This window comes from Gloeothece verrucosa PCC 7822 (assembly GCF_000147335.1).
GTDB classification, from domain to species: Bacteria; Cyanobacteriota; Cyanobacteriia; order Cyanobacteriales; family Microcystaceae; genus Gloeothece; species Gloeothece verrucosa.
The window spans coordinates 5298500-5314281 of record NC_014501.1; the positions used below are offsets into that span (position 1 = coordinate 5298500).

General features: G+C 39.9%; 12 protein-coding genes. 7 read left to right on the forward strand and 5 right to left on the reverse strand.

The annotated features are described in order from the left end of the window. The first annotated feature begins 177 nt into the window (after nt 1–177). The 4 genes from CYAN7822_RS23825 to CYAN7822_RS23840 all read left to right on the forward strand — a co-directional run bounded on the left by CYAN7822_RS23825 (nt 178) and on the right by CYAN7822_RS23840 (nt 7890). Complete coding sequence (locus tag CYAN7822_RS23825; RefSeq protein ID WP_013324809.1) at nt 178–3843, forward strand: WD40 domain-containing protein; 3666 nt, start codon at nt 178–180, stop codon at nt 3841–3843. Between the two features lie 77 nt (nt 3844–3920). Then, nucleotides 3921–4796: an S-methyl-5'-thioadenosine phosphorylase gene (locus CYAN7822_RS23830; RefSeq protein WP_013324810.1), complete on the forward strand. Its 876-nt coding sequence runs from the start codon at nt 3921–3923 to the stop codon at nt 4794–4796. A gap of 17 nt (nt 4797–4813) precedes the next feature. Then, complete coding sequence (locus CYAN7822_RS23835; protein WP_013324811.1) at nt 4814–5257, forward strand: cupredoxin domain-containing protein; 444 nt, start codon at nt 4814–4816, stop codon at nt 5255–5257. 167 nt (nt 5258–5424) lie between these two features. Continuing rightward, the gene (locus CYAN7822_RS23840) at nt 5425–7890 is read left to right on the forward strand and encodes an ATP-dependent Clp protease ATP-binding subunit (RefSeq protein WP_013324812.1); all 2466 of its coding nucleotides are present in this window, start codon (nt 5425–5427) and stop codon (nt 7888–7890) included. Nucleotides 7891–8276: 386 nt separating this feature from the next. Here CYAN7822_RS23840 and CYAN7822_RS39610 read toward each other — a convergent pair whose 3' ends face one another. The 4 genes from CYAN7822_RS39610 to CYAN7822_RS23860 form a co-directional block, all read right to left on the reverse strand. Continuing rightward, complete coding sequence (locus CYAN7822_RS39610; protein WP_013324813.1) at nt 8277–8897, reverse strand: pentapeptide repeat-containing protein; 621 nt, start codon at nt 8895–8897, stop codon at nt 8277–8279. Between the two features lie 214 nt (nt 8898–9111). Further along, complete coding sequence (locus CYAN7822_RS23850; RefSeq protein ID WP_013324814.1) at nt 9112–9315, reverse strand: hypothetical protein; 204 nt, start codon at nt 9313–9315, stop codon at nt 9112–9114. After that, the gene (locus tag CYAN7822_RS23855) at nt 9302–9520 is read right to left on the reverse strand and encodes a hypothetical protein (RefSeq protein ID WP_013324815.1); all 219 of its coding nucleotides are present in this window, start codon (nt 9518–9520) and stop codon (nt 9302–9304) included. The genes CYAN7822_RS23850 and CYAN7822_RS23855 overlap by 14 nt, the downstream gene beginning before the upstream one ends. 163 nt (nt 9521–9683) lie before the next feature. Next, a complete protein-coding gene (locus tag CYAN7822_RS23860) occupies nt 9684–11285 on the reverse strand; it encodes an NAD(P)H-quinone oxidoreductase subunit 4 (protein WP_013324816.1) in 1602 nt (533 codons plus the stop codon). Between the two features lie 292 nt (nt 11286–11577). Here CYAN7822_RS23860 and CYAN7822_RS23865 point away from each other — a divergent pair, with 292 nt between their 5' ends. Beyond that, nucleotides 11578–12003 carry a helix-turn-helix domain-containing protein gene (locus tag CYAN7822_RS23865; RefSeq protein ID WP_041933974.1) on the forward strand — a complete coding sequence of 142 codons (426 nt, stop codon included), beginning with the start codon at nt 11578–11580 and terminating at the stop codon, nt 12001–12003. 237 nt (nt 12004–12240) lie between these two features. On the opposite strand, the gene CYAN7822_RS23870 is transcribed toward CYAN7822_RS23865, so the two are convergent. Further along, nucleotides 12241–13293 (reverse strand): NAD(P)/FAD-dependent oxidoreductase, encoded by a 1053-nt coding sequence (locus CYAN7822_RS23870; protein ID WP_013324818.1) that lies wholly within the window; start codon nt 13291–13293, stop codon nt 12241–12243. Between the two features lie 104 nt (nt 13294–13397). Between CYAN7822_RS23870 and CYAN7822_RS23875 the strand changes: the two genes are divergently transcribed. Next, nucleotides 13398–14240, forward strand: coding sequence for a YaaW family protein (locus tag CYAN7822_RS23875; protein ID WP_041933975.1), 843 nt, complete (start codon nt 13398–13400; stop codon nt 14238–14240). 101 nt (nt 14241–14341) lie between these two features. Beyond that, nucleotides 14342–15628, forward strand: a complete 1287-nt coding sequence (locus CYAN7822_RS23880) for an O-antigen ligase family protein (protein ID WP_013324820.1) — start codon at nt 14342–14344, stop codon at nt 15626–15628. The last annotated feature ends 154 nt before the right edge of the window (nt 15629–15782 follow it).

Consider the following 15782-nt stretch of genomic DNA (forward strand, 5'->3'; position numbering starts at 1 on the left):
TTCTATACTGCTATGGCTGTAAAAGATATACAAATATATGGCTGTAAAAGATATACAAACATATCGATGTAAAAGATATACAAACAGTCAAGCCGCTTTTTCGTAAAACTTTTGTAAATTTTTTTTACAACTTTGTGCTAAGATGCTCAATGTGTCGATAGACAGACCTTTATAACAATGCCCCGCTCCATCAAAGTCAAACCAAACTACCTTAATCAAGTGCGCCAATCCCTTCAACGCAATAATTACCCTAGTCAGGGAGCATTAGCACTAGACTTAGGAATGTCACGTCCGACGATTAATAAGTTTTTCAATGGAAAAGCAATTGATCATCAAAACTTTATTGAAATTTGTGAACAATTGGGGCTATATTGGCAAGAAATCTCAGAGATTAATAGCGATGAAGATGAGTTAATTGATTCATTTTATGAGCCATCCATTCAGCCAATTCCTAATAATCCTAAACGAATGTTAATCAGTGCCCCTGATGTTTCAAAAATTCAGGGAAGAACTAAAGAAATTGAAGAGCTTAAAAAGAGGATTATTGAAGACAAATGTCCTTTAGTAGCCATCTGGGGGTTTAGAGGATTAGGCAAAACCACTGTAGCCGCAAAAATAGCAAAAGATCCAAATATTGATCAAGAATTTGAATATATTATTTGGCACGACCTTAGAGGAGTTCCTTCTCTAAAAACGATTTTAAGAAGTATTATAAAAGTGATATCTCAACAAAAACAGTTGGATTCCTTCAATACAATTGAGGAAGGAATTGATAGTTTAATCACATATTTAAACGAGCATCGCTGCTTGATTGTTTTTGATGATTTTGAGTCCATTTGTCAAGATAAAAATGATAAAAGATCAGAAGATGATAGTACCGATTGTCAAGAATATGAACAACTTTTTGATAAAATAGCTGGCGAACAGCACAAGAGTTGTTTACTTTTGACTTGCCGAAAATTACCCGAAAATTGGTACAACTTAAATCCTGACAAAATACATTCATTAGAATTAGAAGGATTGAACCCAGAAGAAGCCCGCACTATTCTCAGGAAAAAAAATATATTTGATTTGCCCGAAGAAGAAAAAGAATTAATTGAAAAATGTTCAGGTAATCCAACATTCTTAGAAATGGTAGCTTCTAATATTTGGGAATATTATCAAGGTGATATTACTGAGTTTCTCGATAGTAATGTATTATCTAAGATCGAGAGTGTAGAACAATTCCTAGAGCAAGAGTATGATAAGTCATTATCTACTTTAGAACAAAGAGTTGTACAGTGGTTAGCTATTTTACAAGAACCGGTAAATGAAAAAGAGTTGGCTAATATCTGCTTGCCTATTCTAGCCATAACTCTCGATATTAATGTAAAAAAATTAAAAAAAGCTTTAATTTCTCTAAAAAATCGCTCTTTAGTTCAAGAAATTGAGGGAAAATATCAGCTACAACCTCTTGTTATAGAATTCTTAATTGTTCGATTTGTGAATTATATCTGCGAAAATCTTAAGGGATTATTAGATAATAACTTAGAAACGATTAATAAAAAAAACGTGCGAGACATTTTTAATCGCTATCTTTTGATGCAGCCACAAGCCCCAAAGCGGACTAAAGACAGTCAAATACAACACATTTTAAAGCCTGTTAAAGAAACCTTAAAATCCAAAGATGATCGGGATTTAAATGAAAAAATGAGACGAATTTTTCCGATTATTAAATATAACTATTTGAGTCAACCAGGATATGCCGCAGGAAATTTTGTCAACTTATTTTGGTATCTGAATTTTAATCCAGATTCTCCCCATAAACCTATATTAGAAAATTATGATTTTTCCTATTTAACCATTTGGGAAGCTGACTTTAGAAAGGTTTTTCTTAAAAATGTAAACTTTACCCAAGCCAAGGTTAAAAACTGCGCTTTTCTACAATCTTTTGGAGGTATTTTATCAGTCGCCTTGAGTCAGGACAATCAATGGTTAGTAATAGGAGATGGTAGTGGTAATGTACATTTATACAAACTAGAAAATTATCAACTGGAATTTTATAAAACCTATTCAGGTCATACTCATTGGGTGAGAACAGTTGCTATTAGTCACGATAATAAATATATTGCTAATGGTGGCGAAGATCGAACTGTTCATATTTGGGAGCGAGAAACGGGAAATTTTTATAAACATCTTAAAGGCTATGATAATCGAATTCGCTCAATTATTTTTAGTCCTGACAGCAAAATTTTAGCAACAGCAAGTGATGATGGTCAAGTAATTTTGTGGAACATAGAAACTGAGCAAAGAATAAAAACCTATACTACCGATAATAGATATAAAATTCACTCAGTCCTTTTTAATTCATCGGGAAATCGGTTAATCTTTGCTAAAGAAAATGGATACTTATATCAATGGGATTGGCAAGAGCAAGAATTGCCCGATGAAATTGGCTTAAATGGCTATAATTTCCCTAATAATACCGAGAAATTTTTAAGGACAATTGCCCTAAGTCCAGATGGACAACTGCTGGCAACTGGAGGATATGATGGCAGCATTCAATTATGGTATTTAGCAACAGGTCAATTCTTACAATCTTTTGAAGGACATACTAATTGGGTTCGTTCAATTATTTTTAGTAATAATAGTCAATATTTAATCAGTTGTAGCGAAGATAGAACTATTAGAATTTGGAATCTAAAAACAGGAGACTGTCTAAATACATTATTAGGCCATAGAGGCAGAGTTTGGGCAATTGTCCTGAATAAACAGGATAATCTTTTGATTAGTGTTAGTGACGACCAAAAGATTAAATTATGGGAATTTCCCCTAGGCAAATGTTTAAATGTGGTACAAGGTTATACTCACAAAATTCGCTCAGTTGCCTTTAGTCCTGATGATAAATTCCTCGCTAGTGGAAGTGACGACGGAATCGTTAGATTGTGGAATATCGACACTAAAAAGTGTGAGAAAACTTTGTCAGGACACGAAGGAAGAGTTTGGTCAGTTGCCTTTAGTCCTGATGGCAAAAAATTGGTCAGTGGTAGTGATGATAGAACTATACGTATCTGGAATCTTGAAACTGACAAACCAGAATTACTTCCCTTAAAAAAATATCCTAATTGGGTTCGTTCAGTTGCTTTTAGTCCCAAGGGAGATTACATTGCTAGTAGTGGCGATGATAAATTTATTTACCTCTATTACTATTCAGAAAAAGAAGGATGGAAAGAAAAATTTAAGTTTGAACATAACGATTGGATTCATTCTATTTGTTTTAGTCCTGATGGCAAAACATTGTTCAGTGGTAGTGATGATAATTTGGTGAAAAAATGGGATATAGAAAGGGGAGAATTTTTGTTAGAATTCTCTGGACATACCAGTCATGTGAGAGGGATTGCAGTGAGTCGTGATGGTAAAACTCTCGCTAGTGGTAGCAATGATAGAACTATTAAATTGTGGGATAGCGAAACAAAAAAATGTAAGCATACTTTAGAAAAACAAAGAGACTGGATAAAAACAGTAGACTTTCATCCCAATGGTGAAATCATCGCCAGTGGCGATTACGATCAGATGATTAGATTGTGGAATGTGAAAACCGGCGAATTAATCAAAACTTTACTAGGACATATCGAAGCAGTGTCTTCTGTTGCTTTTTCTCATAACGGAAAACTCTTAGCAAGCGGCAGTGAAGATGGAACGATTAAACTCTGGGATGTTGAAGATGTTAAAAAATACCAATGTCTCCATACTTTTGAACTTCCCAAACCCTATGAAGGACTTAACATTACAGGCGTTCAAGGATTAAGTGAACCTCAAAAAAATAATTTAAAAATTCTAGGCGCGTTCGATCTAGATAATTAAGAGAAGATGATAAAATACTTGCTGTGTGGCGATATTGGATAACTTTAGACTCTTAACCCTCTATAGGAAAAAGAATTATGACACAAGCAAAAATCGGCATCATCGGCGGCAGTGGACTCTATAAAATGGATGCCCTCAAAGATGTCAAAGAAATTACCCTAGATACCCCCTTCGGTTCACCTTCGGATGCTTTAATTGTGGGCACTTTAGAAGAAACACCCGTAGCGTTTTTAGCGCGGCATGGTAGAAATCATCATCTGATGCCCACTGAATTACCTTTTCGGGCTAATATTCACGCCATGAAGCAGTTAGGGGTAGAGTATCTCATTTCTGCCTCGGCGGTAGGTTCCTTACAAGAGTCTATGAAACCCCTAGACATGGTAATTCCCGATCAATTTATTGACCGCACCAAAAACCGCATCTCAACTTTTTTCGGTGAGGGAATTGTGGCCCATATTAGTTTCGGTGACCCCATTTGCCCCAATTTAGCTAAAATTCTTGCTGATGCGGTAGCTAGTTTAGAGTTGCCTGATGTAACGCTTCACCGCAACGGAACTTATGTCTGTATGGAAGGCCCCGCCTTTTCGACAAAAGCCGAATCTAATCTTTATCGGAGTTGGGGCGCGTCAATTATTGGCATGACTAATTTACCCGAAGCCAAACTCGCCAGAGAAGCCGAGATCGCTTATGCTACTTTAGCATTAGTGACCGATTATGACTGTTGGCATCCGGATCACGATCAAGTTACCGTAGAAATGGTTATTGCTAATTTACAACGCAACGCAATTAATGCCCAAAAAGTTATACAAGAAACCGTTCGTCGTTTAGCCCTTGATCCTCCCCCCTCAGCCGCTCATTCTGCTCTACAATATGCTATTCTCACTCCCTTAGATAAAGTTCCACTCTCAACGCGAGAAAAACTGGCATTATTTTTAGAGAAATATGACAAATAAACCAGGAGTTAATCAATATGAGTGATCAGCTTAGGCGAGGATTAAAGCTTGTTGTAATGCTGTTGATAGTCTTTAGTCTGATGTGGCAATTACCCGCTAAAGCCGCTTCAGATGTTACAGAAGTTAAAGTGAGTTTAGGCAATAATGCAGGAGAGTTAAAATTTTTTCCCGATCATTTTGAGTTGGTGGCCGGAAAAAAATATAAACTTTTACTGGATAATCCCAGTCCCACTAAACACTATTTCACCTCTAAAGACTTTGCTGATGCCAGTTGGACCCAAAAAGTAGAAGCCGGGAAAGTGGAAATCAAAGGAGCCATTCATGAATTAGAGTTAAAACCCACCGCACAAGCCGAATGGGTATTTGTGCCCATCAAAGCCGGAACTTATAAACTCCATTGCTCGGTAGCTGGCCACGCCGAAGCCGGCATGACTGGCGATATCGTCATCTCGCCTCAGTAAATCTGTATTATGGGCGGTTAACTAGAAAATAACCGACGGGTTTTGCCCAAAACTCTTTTTCAACCATGACTGAGAGATTTTTGTTGTACTCTAAGCAACAGCCTCACCCTTTGCCTGTGTTAAAATCAGCATTACTAGGGACCAGCAGCAGGTGATGGATAAAACTCATGTTTGAACGCTTCACAGAAAAGGCCATTAAGGTCATTATGCTTGCCCAAGAGGAAGCCCGCCGTCTAGGACATAACTTTGTCGGGACGGAACAAATTCTTCTCGGGTTGATCGGCGAAGGAACAGGAGTCGCTGCCAAAGTTCTCAAATCAATGGGGGTCAATCTTAAAGATGCTCGCATTGAAGTAGAAAAAATTATTGGGCGCGGCTCTGGCTTTGTGGCGGTGGAAATTCCTTTCACCCCCAGAGCGAAACGAGTGCTAGAACTCTCCTTAGAGGAAGCTCGTCAATTAGGCCACAACTACATCGGAACTGAACACCTACTCTTAGGTTTAATTCGTGAAGGTGAAGGAGTGGCGGCTCGCGTTTTGGAAAATTTGGGTGTGGACCTCTCTAAGGTCAGAACTCAAGTGATCCGGATGTTGGGCGAAACCGCAGAAGTGGCTGCCGGTGGACCGACCACAGGACGCAATAAAACCCCCACTCTCGATGAGTTTGGCTCCAATTTAACCCAAATGGCAGCCGAAGGAAAGTTAGACCCGGTGGTGGGACGACAAAAGGAAATTGAACGGGTGATTCAAATTCTCGGCCGTCGGACTAAAAATAATCCGGTCCTCATTGGGGAACCTGGGGTCGGTAAAACGGCGATCGCTGAAGGGTTGGCCCAACGCATCGCGACGAAGGATATCCCTGATATCCTCGAAGAAAAGCGCGTGGTGACTCTCGATATTGGCTTGCTGGTAGCAGGAACGAAATATCGCGGGGAATTTGAGGAACGTCTCAAGAAGATTATGGACGAAATTCGTCAAGCTGGGAATGTGATTCTGGTGATTGATGAAGTTCATACTCTGATTGGTGCAGGGGCGGCTGAAGGGGCTATTGATGCCGCGAATATCCTTAAACCGGCTCTCGCTAGAGGTGAGTTACAGTGTATCGGCGCGACGACTTTGGATGAGTACCGCAAGCACATTGAACGCGATGCGGCTCTAGAACGTCGTTTTCAACCCGTGATGGTGGGTGAGCCGACTGTTGATGAAACCATTGAGATTCTCTATGGTTTGAGAGAACGCTATGAGCAACACCATAAGCTCAAGATTCTCGATGAGGCATTGGAAGCGGCGGCTAAGTTGTCGGATAGATATATCTCTGACCGCTATTTGCCCGATAAGGCCATTGATTTGATCGATGAGGCGGGGTCTAGAGTGCGCTTGATTACTTCTCAGTTGCCACCGGCGGCTAAGGAGTTGGATAAGGAACTGCGTCAAGTCCTTAAGCAAAAGGATGATGCGGTGCGTTCTCAAGATTTTGACCGCGCTGGGGAGTTGCGAGACCGCGAAATGGAAATTAAGGCGGAAATTCGCGCTATTGCTTCGGCGAAGAAGACTGAAGGGGAAAGCGATGAACCTTCGGTTGATGCGGAAGAAATTGCTAATATTGTGGCTTCTTGGACGGGTATCCCAGTGAATAAGCTGACGGAAACTGAGTCTGAGAAGTTGCTACATATGGAAGATACTTTACATCAGCGTCTGATTGGTCAAGAAGATGCGGTGAAGGCGGTATCGAGGGCAATTCGCCGCGCTCGCGTGGGCTTGAAGAATCCTAATCGTCCGATTGCTAGTTTTGTCTTTTCTGGCCCGACTGGGGTGGGTAAGACGGAGTTAACTAAGGCGTTAGCGGCTTATTTCTTTGGCTCTGAAGATGCGATGATCCGATTGGATATGTCGGAATTTATGGAACGCCATACGGTTTCTAAGTTGATTGGTTCGCCTCCGGGTTATGTGGGTTATAACGAAGGGGGTCAATTGACCGAAGCGGTACGCCGTCGTCCTTATACGGTGGTGCTGTTTGATGAAATTGAAAAGGCTCACCCGGATGTGTTTAATATTCTGTTGCAGATTTTAGAAGATGGACGGTTGACTGATGCTAAAGGTCGTACTGTCGATTTTAAGAATACCCTGCTAATTATGACTTCTAATATTGGGTCTAAGGTCATCGAAAAAGGTGGCGGCGGACTCGGGTTTGAGTTTGAAGCTGACCAAGCGGAAGCGCAGTACAATCGTATTCGCTCGTTGGTGAATGAAGAACTCAAGCAATACTTCCGTCCTGAATTCCTCAACCGTCTTGATGAGATTATTGTCTTCCGTCAATTGAGTCGGGATGAGGTTAAGGAGATTGCTGATATTCTGCTCAAAGAGGTGTTTAGCCGCTTGACAGAAAAGGGCATTACTTTGGAAGTTACCCAGAAGTTTAAAGACCGTTTAGTAGAAGAAGGTTATAACCCGGCTTACGGGGCTAGACCTCTGCGGAGAGCGATTATGCGGCTTTTAGAGGATGTTCTCGCTGAGGAGATTCTCTCGGGACAGGTTAAAGATGGAGATACCGCCATCGCTGATATCGACTCCGAAGGTAAGGTTAAGATTATTCACGGTGAAAGACGAGAGTTATTATCTCCTGTGAGTGAATAAGTCAATTAATTTTTTATAAAGAAAAGAGCGGTAAGAAGTTGAACTTTTTACCGTTTTTTTGTCTACTTTATTTACCCATAACTGAGGCTTTAATCGGTATTCGGACGGGCGGCAAACGGAGCAGATAACTTATTATTGCGCTCTGCTTGTGAAATTATTTAATTTACCTTCTGCATAAGCAATAAGTCACCCGCGTACATACATAACTTATCCACTCCGTTTAAAAGTTGCGCGGGGAAGCTGTGAACGGGGGCAAGCTCCCTAATACCCCCTGTTATTTATTGCAATTAGATTTAACCAACAAGAGAAAGAAGCCTAATAAGAAAAAGCCTTTCGCAGATCAAAAGAATAATGATGTTCTAGATGGTATTATTGTGTACTATACCCTAGTCAAACCAGCAGTTTTCCTTTTCTTTCATACCTAATTTATCAGCCTCTTTTTTGAAATCAAATTCTGTATTTTGATTATAAAAAGCTCCCTTAAAAATTGTTTTGTCACGTTTTATAGATGTTAAATCTGCTCCACATAAATATGCTCCTGTCAAATTCGCACCCTTTAAGTCTGCTGTAGCAAGGTTCACTTCCCTAAGATCAACACCTTTTAGGTCAACACCGGACAAGTCAGCACTAAATAAAATACTTTTTTTTCCAACTTTTACTAAGTTGGACTCTTTCAAAAATTGAATTATCTGCCCATTTCTCTTATTATCAAGTTCTTTCATTGCTATAATTGTTCTAGCTTTAGCAGTAACCCCTACTGGTTTATCTGGCTTATTTAGTTCATCTCCTAATTTTTTATCTACCAGTAAAGTTGTCATATCTTCTATATATTTAGTCAATATTTCCTGTTTGTTTTTTTCAGTTTGGTTCAATTCTTGTTGTTCCTGAGAAACTCCTTGCAGATAAAAAGTTGCAAAAAGTATAAGTATTGGAACAATTAATAATTCCAGCCAATCCCATAATGTTTTTTGAGAAAAACCTAAGTATTTTAAAATTTTTTTTGACATGATAAATGCTCTCGCTCTTTTTATTAAATTATATTTAACTCATTACCCCCTGCGCGATCCGCCCCCCCCTGGGGGGGCGGCTAAGATCGTCAAAACCCGCTCTCTGCTCTAAGTTTGGGCAAAGCATAAAGCTCAATCTAATTACAGAAAAACTTAAATTTTAAATTTCCCCTAAGAAAATTTGGGTTAGCCGCCTGCATCAATCTTTCTACCCTTACGCGCATAACGCCGCTTTCATAGGCTCGTCACAATGCAAAGCCGCAAACTCAATCTCTTCATCGGTTTCACAGTAATCATACTCAAGCCCTAGTAAGTCTGCTGCGGCTATATACTCGTTTAAATCTCCGTCATAATGCCAAATGTTTCCTTCTTCAAGGCATTGTTGTGGAATATTGAAAACGCATTTACTTCTTTTCATCTGCTAATTCCAAGGCTTGCATAAGGGCCTCTCCTGCCCCAAAAGAATTGTAAGGAGTTGGTAAGTCATAGATTTTAAAAGGTTCTAAAGGAGTAATATCCTCATTAGTATTCGTATCCAATTCTTCCGATAAAATCCGCATAAGCTTTACTTTATCGGATACAGAGAGTTGCTCAACTAAAGGCAATAACTCGGATAGTGTCATATTTTAGGCTTGATTTTTGAATAATCTTTAATGTGATCATATAGGCGATCGTAGCATTTTTAGCCCGATTACGACACAGCTAAAAACTTATCCCTTTATTCTCAAAAACGAATAAGGTGGACAAATGTCCACCCACCAAACAATTCGAAACTAAAAGGAATTTTTAGCCATTGGTATCTATCACTTTAGGGGCGCTAAAAGCTGTAGAGGAGAAATAGCTATTTTTTTGTGTCGGCTGTTGTTCGACAATAACCGGTAACGCCGCACGCACTCGACTTGCCACTTGTGTGGTTTTAAGGTCATAAGTGGTGGTAGCCAGCTTAGGATATAAGCCAATAGCGATAATGGGAATTAATAAACAAGCTGTTACAAAGATTTCCCGAGGTTTGGCATCGGCTTGGAATTTATCGAATTTAAACTCGGTTTCATTTTTTCCATAGAAGACAACCCTTAGTGTGGACAGCAGATAAATGGGAGTGACTATTAAGCCCACTGCCGCCAACAAGGTTACCATCATCTTAAAGGAAGAACTATAAACATCACTCTGTACCGCACCTAGGAATACGGTTAACTCACTGACAAAACCACTCATACCCGGCAGCGCTAAGGATGCCATTGAAGCGGCAGTAAACAGGGCGAAAATTTTCGGCATAGCTTTGGCTAAACCGCCCATTTCGTCCATCATTAAGGTGTGAGTCCGTTCGTATGTGCTACCACAGAGGAAGAATAAAGCCGCCGCAATTAACCCGTGAGAGAGCATTTGTAAGACTGCCCCATTCATACCGATGGAAGTGAAAGAAGCAATTCCTACTAAGACAAATCCCATGTGAGAGATGGAAGAAGAAGCTAAACGGCGTTTTAAATTGGTTTGTCCAAAGGCGGCAAAGGCACCATAAACGATGTTGATGACTCCTAAAATCACTAACAGGGGAGCAAACTTAACATGAGCATGGGGTAACATTTCGATGTTCAGACGAATTAACCCATAACCGCCCATTTTCAGCAGTACACCCGCTAAAATCATCGATACAGGCGCAGAAGCTTCACTGTGAGCATCTGGGAGCCAAGTGTGTAAGGGGAAAATCGGCAGTTTTACCGCAAAGGCAATGAGGAAACCTGCATAGGCTAATACTTCTAAGGCGAGGGGGAATTGCTTCATTCCCAATTCAGTCATGTTGAAAGTCACTGTGTCGCCATAGAAAGCTAAACCTAAAGCGGCTACCAGGATAAAAATAGAAGCTAAAGCCGTATACAAAATAAACTTAGTGGCGGCATAGAGGCGTTTTGGGCCTCCCCAAATAGAAATCAATATATAGACAGGGACTAACTCCAATTCCCACATTAAGAAGAACAACAGTAAATCTTGTGCGGCAAATACCCCAATCTGGGCACTATATAACAGCAGCATCAAGAAGTAAAACAGCTTCGGTTTGCGTTCTACTTTCATTGAAGCCAACAGGGCTAAGGTACTAATCAATCCTGATAAAACAATTAATGGCATCGATAAACCATCGACACCCACAGACCAATTTAATCCGAGTTGAGGAACCCACGAATAGGTTTCTATTAATTGAAGTTCACTGCTGTTGATGTCGTATTGGTACCAGAAAGCATAGCTCATCAGTACCAAGTCCGCTAAACCTATGCCTAACGCATACCAACGAACGCTTCTACCTTCTTTGTCACTCATGAAAGGAATAGCAAAAGCAGCGCACAAGGGTAAAAGAATAATCGCAGTCAGCCAGGGGATTTGGATGTTAGCCATAAGTGATAAGTTACAAAGTGTAATGCAAAGAGTGGGTTTATTGACTAATCCATAAACTTTTGTAAACTATTATAAATCAATTTATCGCCCCCTCAAAATAGATATTTATCTAGAGTCAACCCAAAAATTATTGATAAAGATATATTGCAAAGCTTGTAAAACCTATTAATTCGTGGCTATTTTTTTAAGTATAAATACCGTTTGTTGTCTTTTCAGGCGGTTCAGGAGACAAGGAACTTATTTTGCTTTATCACTAAGACAGTAATAATTTGTAATAATGTTACCTAAAAAAATGAAAAAGAAATCCCATTTGCCAATAAAAGAAACTCCTGAAGAATTAAAAAACCTCTTAAAAACCGTAAAAAACAAAGAACAATTAGAAAAAATACAAGCTTTATATTGGTTACAAACAGAACAATTTTTTACGGTGGTGGACATTGCTCAAGCTTTAGGAAAAAATCGCTCAACGATTCATAGATGGTTTAATGAATATAGCCAAAAAGGCTTAGAATTTTGGTTAAATAAGCCAAAAAAAACCTCGGGCAGAAAAGCTATCATTTCAGAAAATATCCAAAAAAAATTACTCAAGAAATTTTTAGAAAAAGATAAAAAAATTAATTATAAAGAGATTCAACTGTGGTTAGAAAAAACCTACGGGATAAAAGTATCTTATTCAGTAGTCTATAAAACCGTTAAAACTCTATTACCCCATCATTAAAAATCAAAAAAAGTGTTGCATTAATTTAGAAAAAAGCCGCTCGCTTATGGAGGACGACCCCCGATAAAAAAGTCCTGAAACCCTTTCCAGAACTAATTTACAAGCAATATATGATTTTGGTGACAATGGAGATCAGCGTCTCAAAAAAAAGATTTAAGGAAAAAGGTTAACTTATAATAAGCTAGGGGAGAAAATGTTAACTTTTGTAAGCCAATAAAAACAAAAGAAAACTCATCCTCATGAAAAAATGCCCCTAATTTGACCAGCCGCACTGATCCCAGACTCTAAAGCACTTTCCACTAAATTTTCTCCACACCAGTCACCACAACAAACTAAAGGGAGAGGTTCACCAGTAAACAGACAAGGTAAAGATAAAGAAACACTCGGAAAGGCATAACGCCAGCGATGAACTTGAACCCACTGCGGCTGATCCAAAGCCGGAAGTAACCGAACTGAGGCATGATGGAGTAATTTTTGTGCCGCTACCTCTAAACCATCAGCATCGAGATACTCTTGAGCAAATTCGGGGGTACTATGAAGAATCAAAACCGGTTGCTCGGGTTGCTCTCGCTTACTACTGTCTATCCCCACCCAAGCTAAGTAAGGATCATCGATAAATTTTACGCCATCCCAGGATAATTGAAGCAGTTCGGTTTGAGATTGAGGAGCATAACCCGCTATAACAGATAACGTCGGCTTAAACTCTACAGCCTCTAGCTGATGCAGGAAAGGTTCGGGAAAATTAACACTCTTAGAAGCCTCTAATAGCATGAGTGCTTGAGGTGCCGGAATGGCGAGAACTAAGGCTGAGGCGAAAATGGGTTGAGCAAAATTAGCAGAATCATCGCCAATTAAACACCAAGACGGGCCTTGTGCCAAACCCAATAGAGTCACCCGACAATTACGCCAAATTTCTAAATCTTTAGCCAGATGTTTAGCGATAGCATTGATCCCAGATGAAGCGATATAACGGTTAGCGGCTTCGTGGGTGAAAACATCGTCCGAGGAAAGGTGGTAAACTTTACCGGTCCAAGCTTGAATGATATTAAGCTCAGAAAGTTCTTCAATTAAGCGTTGGGAATACTGGCCAGTAACCGTTAAGAAAGGTAAACCATGATCGACACAAGTATTCTCTAAGCGTCTTGTCGCCACCCGTCCTCCAACCCCTCGGGACTTATCTAAAACCACCACCCGCAAACCCGACTTTTGTAACTGTTGGGCACAAATTAATCCCGACAAACCCGCCCCTACTATGGCACAATCAAAATGGTATGGTCTATTATCTGTCATAGATTCATAGTTCAATTCACTAGGACTAATACTAAAATGATTGAGGAAACTAGCTCAATCCTAAAGTGGTCAATTCAACCGAGGGGTTGTGGAGGACAAAAAAATTGGACGAATTAAGGTCAGCCTTAGAGTTAGCGACAGAAGAGGAATTACAACAAATAACCCAAATCCTCTTTAGCCGCAGATTTAATCCATTAGACTATTTACAAGCACCTGATCCCATCACCGTACAAAGTAAAGACTGGAATAGCTGGTTAGATGAAATAGAAAAAAGATTTCGCTATCTAGCCGCCGATGGAATGACAGTCTTAAGAGGCAAAACCCGGCAAGTCAGTTATCGAGAAGCATTAATTCGAGTTTGTCATTATCTGAAAATTCCCTACTCAAAAGGGATGACCACCACTGACATCGAAGCCGAAATCTTTTTACATTTGATTGGCAAAGCTTGGAAACGCCTACCAGAAAAGGAAAGAAAATCTTTAACCCTAAAAATACAACAATCTTTAGCCGCATCAACTCTGCCGGAACCCTTACCGGTTCAACTGCAACATAACCCGATCCATCTTGTGCTTAAGGGAAGTAGTGCTTTTGCCGTCAGTTCCATTCTCAAACCGTTAATTCTGCGACAAATTGCCTTTCAATTTACCCTTCATTTTGCCAGCTATCAAGCCGCTAGTACGGCCCTAGTCAGTGGAGGAACGGCCGCGGCCGTGACTCTAGAAAATCAAATTGCCCTACAAGCTGCCAAAAAAGGCATGGCCATGACGGCCGCGCGCTATGGTGCGGTTCGATCTCTGTTCGCCTTTGTTGGGCCTGTGCTTTGGGGTTGGTTTTTAGCCGACCTAGGATGGCGGGCGATCACCACTAATTATAGTCGCATTATTCCGGCTATTTTTGCCCTAGCCCAAATTCGTTTGACTCGGGAAGACTGTTGGGAAATCGCTTAATTAGACTGCTGGACAAAAAAGGCAAGAGGCACTCATCTATTGATAATTGAGCAAAAATTCAATTATGCAAGATTAAGATTGAATTCGCAGTTTAACGCTTGATGGCTAATTCTAAAAAACCCTATTTAACATGGCAGTGGAACTGCGTTAAAATCTCTGTTTTAATTTTCCCTCTACTCACCAAATTCGGGGCATTAGGCCTATTAATAGCAGCAATTGGAGTTTTTAGAGATCAATACCGTCTGATCATTAAATATCCTCTTAATTGGGTCATCGCCCTGTTTAGTCTTTGGTTAATCATTACTTCAGGGTTGGCCAGTTATCCCGGAGAAGCGTTTTTAGGAGTGGCCAATTTTTTACCCTTCTTAATTATGTTGGTCACCTATACTCTATTGCTCGAAACTGCCACCCACTTACGATCCTTAGCTTGGATGCTGGTTATTCCCTCTGGAATAGTGGTTATTTTAGGGTTGGGTCAACTGTTTTTGGGTTGGCAACTGCCGCCTTGGGTAAGTTTCTTGAGTGGGGAATTAGTCCCCTATGGACAGCCAACCGGTAGAATGTCTTCTATTTTTATGTATGCTAACCTTTTAGGGTTTTATTTACTGATCGTATTTATCCTGGGACTAGGGTTAGCCATAGAGACTTACCAACAGCAACGAGAACAAAAAACTCAGCACTTAAGACGAGTTTTAGCCTTTATAAGCGTTACCGTTATTGCCGATGGCGTGGGGTTAATTTTAACCAATTCTCGCAATGCTTGGATACTGGCTCTATTGGCGGCTGTGGCTTTTGCCTTATACTTAGGTTGGCGTTGGATAGTGACTGTGATCGCAGTTATAGCGGCGGCCATTGCGGGCGCTAGTTGGGGACCTTCACCCATCAAAGAAGGTTTAAGGACTATTGTACCGGCCTTTTTTTGGGCTAGACTTTCTGATAAATTATATCCAGACCGCCCCGTTGAAACCCTTCGCATCACTCAATGGAAATTTGCCCTCCACTTAACGAGTCAACGCCCTTTGACCGGTTGGGGACTGCGAAATTTTACCCCCCTATATAAGTCTGCTATGGGGTTATGGCTCGGCCATCCTCATAATTTATTTTTAATGTTACTGGCAGAAACCGGACTGGTGGGAACAGTATTATTATCGGGTTTAGTGGGTTGGATTTTAGCTCAAGCTATTCTTTTACTTAAGCTAAATTGGCACAATGATCCGAGAAATAATTTGATTTTGTTTACTTATTTAGTGGCTTTTATAAGCTGTATTGTATTTAATTGTTTTGATATTACTATTTTGGATGGAAAAATTAATGTCATCGGATGGTTGTTGTTATCGGCTCTCAGTGGTATAGTTTATAGTTTCAGAAATTTTCGCTCAATATTGTGACTAGAATTAAAAAGCTAAGAAAATTCTTATATTTGGCATTTAACCTTTTAAATTTGACATTTTTTGCTCAAAAATTCGGCAACTATTAGTAGACAATTAAAAAAAATTAAATAATTGTTAAAGGTTGTTGACAAGCAAAAAAATCAAAAATACC